This window comes from Mesorhizobium sp. BHbdii, assembly GCF_053848045.1.
On sequence record NZ_JBSPKX010000053.1, the window covers coordinates 1 to 702 of the forward strand.

Consider the following 702-nt stretch of genomic DNA (forward strand, 5'->3'; position numbering starts at 1 on the left):
GCGCCGGGGCAAGGGTGCACCGCGTCGCGCCGGCCGCAAGGACGACGATCGCAAGGACAGAGGCGAGCGCAAGAAGGGCGGCGAACGCCGTGCCAGACACAGCGAGGAAGATGCCTCGGCCGCACAGCAAGAACAGCCAGGTGTGGCTGAGACGGCCGTCGCCGATATCGGCGAGCGGCGCGCGCGCAAGGAGGCGATCCGTTCGGAAAACACCGAACGCAAATCCTCCGATCGCAACGAACGGCGCGCACCGGAACGGGGTGACACCAGGCCGCAGCGCGACAACAGCCGCCCGGCCCGCCATCGCCATCAGGAAGACAACGACACCACCGTTGGTTTCGGCGACGACATGCCGGCCTTCATGCGCATCGTCGCCAAGGTCTGACTGCAAGCCTGAAATAGCCGCCAAGTGATCGGCAAACGATCACGGGGCCAATTGGCATGTGTTTCGGATATCATCGCGAAGATCGGCAAGGCCGTTGCCTAACAAGGCAGGCAAGATGTGCGGGAACCTTCCCGCATAGGGCACGAGAAATCGAAGATCTATACCTGCTTGCTGAAAGACATCGCGTGAATAGAGGCTACGTCCGCCCGGAGCATTGATGTAGCGCTGGCCGCCAAGTGCCTGAACGATGGCGATCACGCGGGCTTGCGCACGCAAGGCGGGATCGATGCCGAGGCGGGAACTGCGCACGACATCCG

1 protein-coding gene and 1 pseudogene are annotated in these 702 nt (G+C 63.5%); one reads left to right on the forward strand and one right to left on the reverse strand.

Annotated elements, in window-relative coordinates; translation table 11 throughout:
• Positions 1-385 (forward strand): annotated as a pseudogene (locus tag ACWTU8_RS31750) (DEAD/DEAH box helicase); the annotation flags it as partial.
• A gap of 39 nt (positions 386-424) precedes the next feature.
• On the opposite strand, the gene ACWTU8_RS31755 reads toward ACWTU8_RS31750, so the two are convergent.
• Positions 425-702, reverse strand: a 278-nt coding sequence (locus tag ACWTU8_RS31755) for a WbqC family protein (RefSeq protein WP_455851244.1), incomplete at its 5' end; no start/stop codon positions are given.